Source organism: Kitasatospora sp. NPDC023118 (assembly GCF_055560875.1).
Genome location: NZ_JBVHHW010000041.1, coordinates 28,282 through 34,754, shown reverse-complemented (window position 1 = coordinate 34,754; position 6,473 = coordinate 28,282). Strand labels below are relative to the sequence as shown.

1 pseudogene is annotated in these 6,473 nt (G+C 74.8%); it reads right to left on the bottom strand.

The features are described 5' to 3' along the window. Window positions 1-3: 3 nt before the first annotated feature. Window positions 4-6,465 (bottom strand): annotated as a pseudogene (locus tag ACZ3UD_RS34055) (SDR family NAD(P)-dependent oxidoreductase); the annotation flags it as partial. Between the last annotated feature and the right edge of the window lie 8 nt (window positions 6,466-6,473).

The following is a 6,473-nucleotide window of genomic DNA, read 5'->3' as shown; positions in this document are numbered from 1 at the left end:
CCCGGCGGACACCAGCCAGGGCATCGCCCCCGCCGTCACCGCGGCCTCCTGCACGGCCTCGGACTCGCCCTGCTCAAGGATCACGTGCGCGTTGGTCCCGCTGATCCCGAACGACGACACGCCCGCCCGGCGCGGGCGGCCGGCCTCCGGCCACTCCTGCGCCTCGGCCAGCAGCTCCACCGCGCCCGCCGTCCAGTCCACGTGCGACGAAGGCGCGTCCACGTGCAGCGTGCGCGGCAGCACACTGTTCTGCATCGCCAGCACCATCTTGATCACGCCCGCGACTCCGGCCGCCGCCTGCGCGTGCCCGATGTTCGACTTGATCGAGCCCAGCAGCAGCGGGACTTCGCGGTTCTGGCCGTACGTCGCGAGCAGCGCCTGCGCCTCGATCGGGTCGCCCAGCGTCGTCCCGGTGCCGTGCGCCTCCACCACGTCCACGTCGCCGAACGACAGGCCGGCGCTCGCCAGCGCCTGCCGGATCACCCGCTGCTGCGACGGACCGTTCGGCGCCGTCAGACCGTTCGACGCACCGTCCTGGTTCACGGCGCTGCCGCGCAGGACCGCCAGTACCCGGTGCCCGTTCCGACGAGCGTCCGACAGGCGCTCCAGCACCACGACACCGACGCCCTCGCCCCAGCCCACGCCGTCGGCCGCGTCCGCGAACGAACGGCACCGGCCGTCGGCCGACAGGCCGCCCTGGCGCGAGAACTCCACGAACGTCCCCGGCGTCGACATCACCGTCACACCGCCGGCCAGCGCCAGCGAGCACTCGCCGCTCCGCAGCGCCTGCGCCGCCAGGTGCATCGCCACGAGCGAGGACGAGCACGCCGTGTCCACCGTGACCGCCGGGCCCTCGAAGCCGAAGGTGTAGGACACCCGGCCGGAGGCGATGCTGGGGGCGCTCCCGTTGCCGCGGAAGCCCTCGAACTCCTCGCCGTCCAGCAGCGAGCGGTAGTCGGTGTACATGATGCCCGCGAAGACGCCGGTCCGGCTGCCGCGCAGCGTCACCGGGTCGATGCCGGCCCGCTCGAAGGCCTCCCACGACGTCTCCAGCAGCAGGCGCTGCTGCGCGTCGGTCGCCAGCGCCTCACGCGGGCTCATGCCGAAGAACTCGGGGTCGAACTCCCCGGCGTCGTGCAGGAACGCGCCCCACCGGGTGTACGACGTGCCCGGGACGGACCGGTCCTCGCTGTAGAGCGAGTCGACGTCCCAACCGCGGTTCGTCGGGAAGTCCGACACCGCGTCCACGCCGTCGGCCACCAGCCGCCACAGGTCCTCGGGCGACTCGACGCCACCCGGGTAGCGGCAGGCCATGCCGACGATGACCACCGGGTCGTCGGACGACACCGGGAGCGCCGACGGGAGTTCCTCGGCCTCCTCGGCGCCGAACAGGCCCTCCAGCACGAAGCCCGCCAGCGCGCTCGCCGTCGGGTAGTCGAACACCACCGTGGCCGGCAGCTGGAGACCCGTCACCGACTTCAGCCGGTTGCGCAGCTCGACCGCCGTCAGCGAGTCGAAGCCGAGGTCCTGGAACGCCCGCGACGGATCGACGACCGAGCCGCCCTCGTGGCCCAGGACCACGGCGATCTGGTCGCGCACCAGCTCCAGGACGGCCGCCCGCCGCTCGTCGGCACCAAGACCGGACAGGCGCTGCGCGAGGCCCGCCGAGGCGGCCGAGCCGGCCACCACCGCGCGCCGGACCCGGCCGCGCACCAGTCCGCGCAGCAGGGCGGGCACCGGGTCCTGGGCCCGCAGCACCGCGAGATCCAGGCGGACGGGCAGGATCGCGGGCTCGCCGGCGGCGAGCGAGGCGTCGAAGAGCGCGGCGCCCTCGGCGGGGGTGAGCTCCGGCATGCCCGAGCGGGCGATCCGGTGCAGGTCGACGTCGGCGAGCGTACCGATCATGCCGCCGTCGCGGGTCCACGGGCCCCACGCCTGCGAGACGGCGGGCAGGCCGAGTGAGCGGCGGTGGAGCGCCAGGGCGTCCAGGTAGGCGTTGCCCGCCGCGTAGGCGGCCTGGCCCGGGCCGCCGAAGACGCCGGAGACGGAGGAGAACAGGACGAAGGCCGCCAGCTTTCGGTCCTTCGTGGCCTCGTGCAGGTTCCAGGCGGCGTCCGCCTTCGGGCGCAGGACCTCCGAAACCCGCGCAGGCGTCAGCGAACCCACCACACCGTCATCGATCACCCCGGCCGTGTGGACGACCGCGCGGATCTCGTGCCGGGCGAACAGGTCCGCCACCGCCGCCGGATCGGCGACGTCACACGCCTCGACGACGGCCTCCGCGCCGGCCGCCGCCAGCTCGGCGAGCAGGTCGTCCGTGCCCTCGGCGTCAGCGCCCCGGCGGCTGACCAGCAGCAGCCGCCGCACGCCGTGCTCGACGGCCAGGTGTCGGGCCGTGATCCGGCCCAGGCCGCCCGTGCCGCCGGTGATCAGGACCGTGCCCTCGCCGGCCCACACAACCGGCTCGCCCGCCGATTCGGCGCGCACGAGCCGGGCCGCGAGGACCTCCCCGTCGCGGACGAGCAGTTGCGGCTCGTCCAAGCCCAGGGCAGCGGGCGGCAGTTCCTCCGAACCCGCCAGATCCACCAGGCCGAACCGGCCCGGCTCCTCCGACATCGCCGACCGCACCAGACCCCACACGGCCGCACCCGGCAGATCCTCGCCCGCCACCACGCCGCGCGTCACGAACACCAGCCGGGAGGCCGCGAACCGCTCCTCCACCAGCCAGCCCTGCACCAGCTCCAGCACGCGGGCCGTACGCGCGTGCACGTCGCCGTCCGCCGGTCGGACCACCACCACCGGCGGCACGTCCGCCGACACCTCCGCCAGCGACCCGACCACCGCGAACTCCGGAGCAGCCACGCCCTTCACCGGCACCCACTCCACCCGGAACAGCCCGTCCCGGCCGACCGGGCTTGCCTCGCCCGCCGCCACCGGGCGCAGGGCCAGCGACCCCACGGACGCCACCGGCAGGCCCTCGGCGTCGGCAACCGCCACCGCGACGCACTCCTCGCCGGTCCGGGTGACGCGCACGCGCACCGAGGACGCGCCGGAGGCGTGCAGCGACACGTCCTCCCACGCGAACGGCACGACGCCGTGCGGCATCCCGTTGACGGCCGTCACGTGCAGGGCGGCGTCGAGCAGCGCCGGGTGCAGACCGTAACCGGCGCCCTCGGTGCCCTCCGGCAGGGCGACGTCGGCGAAGACCTCGTCGCCGCGCCGCCAGGCCGCCCGCAGGCCCTGGAACACCGGGCCGTACGCGTAGCCGCCGTCGGCCATCCCGTCGTACAGCCCGGTCAGGTCGACCGTCTCGGCGCCGGCCGGCGGCCAGACGGTCGTGTCGAACGCGGTGCGCGTCTCCCCCACGGCGAGGACGCCGCTCGCGTGCTGGTCCCAGGCGCGGCCGTCGGCGCCCTCGGGCCGGGAGGCGATGGTGAAGGTGCGGCGGCCGTTCTCGTCGGCCGCGCCGACCCGCAGTTGCAACTGAACGCCCTCACGCTCGGGCAGGACGAGCGGCGCGGCCAGGGTCAGTTCCTCGACGCGGTCGCAGCCGGCCTCGTCCCCGGCGCGGACGGCGAGTTCGAGGAACGCGGTGCCGGGCAGTAGGACGTTGCCGCGTACCTCGTGGTCGGCGAGCCAGGGGTGGGACTGCCGGGAGAGCCGGGACGTGAACAACAGGCCGTCGTCGTCGGAGAGTTCGAGCGAGGCGGTGAGCAGCGGGTGGCCGGCCGTGTCGAGGCCCGCGGCGCCGAGGTCACCGGCGGTCCCGGGGGCGGTCACGGGCCAGTAGCGACGGTGCTGGAAGGCGTAGGTCGGCAGGTCGATCGGGCGGACGGCAGTGCCGGCGAAGAGCGCGGACCAGTTGACGCGGGCGCCGGTGACATGCAGGCGCCCGAGGGCGGCGAGCGTGGTGAGTTCCTCGGCCTGGTCCTTGCGGAGGACGGAGGCCAGCACGGCATCGTCGGACAGAGAACCGGCCGCGAGCGCGGTCAGGACACCGTCGGGGCCGAGTTCCAGCAAGCGCGAGACGCCCGCGGCCTCCAATGCCCGGATCCCGTCGGCGAACCGGACGGCCTCGCGGACGTGGCGCACCCAGTAGTCGGGCGAGCAGAGCAGCTCGGGCGTGGCGATCTCACCGGTCAGGTTGGAGACAACCGGGATCGAAGGGGCCGTGTACGTCAGCCCGTTGAGGACGGAACGGAAGTCCGCCAGCATCGGGTCCATGAGCGGCGAGTGGAACGCGTGCGAGACGCGCAGCCGGGTCGTCTTGCGGTCGGCGAAGTGCGCGCGGACCGCCTCGACGGCCGCCTCGCTACCGGAAACGACCACCGACGAAGGCCCGTTCACGGCGGCGATCGACACGAACTCACCCAACAACGGCAGGACTTCGTCCTCCGTCGCCTGCACGGCCAGCATGGCCCCACCCGAAGGCAGCGCCTGCATCAGCCGGCCGCGGGCGCTCACCAGCGCGCACGCGTCGGCGAGCGAGAACACCCCGGCCACGTGCGCGGCCGCCACCTCACCGATCGAGTGCCCGGCGACGAACTCCGGCCGCACGCCCAACGATTCGGCCAACCGGTACAGCGCCACCTCGACGGCGAAGAGCGCCGCCTGGGCGAACTCCGTCCGGTTCAGCAGCTCCTCGTCCGATCCCCACACCACGTCCCGAAGCGGGAGGTCCACCGCCCCGCACACCTCGTCGAAGGCCCGAGCGAACACCGGGAAGCGGCCATACAGCTCCCGCCCCATCCCCAGTCGCTGCGACCCCTGACCCGAGAACAGGAAGGCCGTCCCACTGGCCCGGACCGCGCCCTCGACGACCCCGCCCGAGCCCGCCGCCAGCGCGTCGAGCCCACGCAGCAGCGCGTCCCGGTCCGAACCGACCACCACGGCCCGGTGGTTGAGCATCGACCGGCTCGTGGCCAGCGCCGCCGCGATGTCCGCGACCGGCAGGCCCGCCGCGACCTCGCGCAGCCGGGCGGCCTGGGCGCGCAGCGCGTCCGGCGTCCGGCCGCTCAGCACCCACGGCACGACGGCCGGGACCGGGGCTGCCCCCTCCGGCTCCTCCGCCACGACCTCGTCCGCCTGCTCCAGGACCACGTGCGCGTTCGTCCCGCTGATGCCGAACGCCGAGACGCCCGCACGGCGCGGACGCCCGGTCCGCGGCCAGTCGCGGGCCTGCGTCAGCAGCTCGACGGCGCCCGCCGTCCAGTCCACGTGCGAGGACGGCTCGTCGACGTGCAGGGTGGCCGGCAGCACCCCGGCGCGCAGCGCCATGACCGTCTTGATGACACCCGCGACGCCGGCCGCCGCCTGGGCGTGGCCGATGTTCGACTTGACGCCGCCGAGGTAGAGCGGCCGGTCCGCGGGCCGGTCCTGCCCGTAGGTCGCGAGCAGGGCCTGGGCCTCGATCGGGTCGCCCAACGTGGTACCCGTGCCGTGGGCCTCGACCGCGTCGACCTGGTCGGGGGTGAGGCGGGCGTTGGCGAGCGCGGCCTGGATGACGCGCTGCTGCGAGGGGCCGTTGGGGGCGGTCAGGCGGCTGCTGGCGCCGTCCTGGTTGACGGCGGTGCCCCGGACGACGGCGAGGACCTCGTGGCCCAGGCGCCGGGCGTCCGAGAGCCGCTCGACGAGCAGGACGCCGACGCCCTCGGCCCAGGAGGTGCCGTCCGCGGCCTCCGCGAAGGGCTTGCAGCGCCCGTCGGGGGCGAGGCCGCGCTGGCGGGAGAACTCGGTGAACAGGCGAGTGGTCGGCATGACGGCGACGCCGCCGGCGACGGCCATCGAGCACTCGCCGGCGCGCAGCGCGCGGACCGCGAGGTGGAGAGCGACGAGGGCGGAGGAGCACGCGGTGTCGACGGTGACGGCCGGGCCCTCAAGCCCGAGGGTGTAGGCGATGCGGCCGGAGAGGACGCTGACGGCTCCGCCGGTGAGGAGGTGGCCCTCGGTCTCCTCGGTCTGGCGGGCGAGGGAGCCGTAGTCGGTGTCGGCGCCGCCGATGAACACGCCGGTGTCGCTGCCCCGCAGGGCGGCGGGGGCGATGCGGGCGCGCTCGATCGCCTCCCAGGCGGATTCGAGCAGGAGCCGCTGCTGCGGGTCCATGGCGAGGGCCTCGCGGGGGGCGATGCCGAACAGCTCGGCGTCGAAGTCGGCGACGCCGTCGAGGAACCCGCCGTGGCGCACGTAGCTCTTGCCGGGGGTGCCGGGGGTGGGGTCGTAGAGGCCCCCGGTGTCCCATCCGCGGTCCTCCGGGAGGTCGCCGATGGCGTCGGCGCCGTCGGCGACGAGCCGCCAGAGGTCCTCCGGGGTGCGGACGCCGCCGGGGTAGCGGCAGGCCATCCCGATGATCGCGATCGGCTCGGTGTCCCTCGCCTCGACGGACTCCAGGCGCTGCCTCGTGCGCCGCAGGTCCGCGGTGACCTTCTTGAGGTAGTCGCGGAGCTTGTCCTCGGAGGTGCTGGCCATGGGTGGGA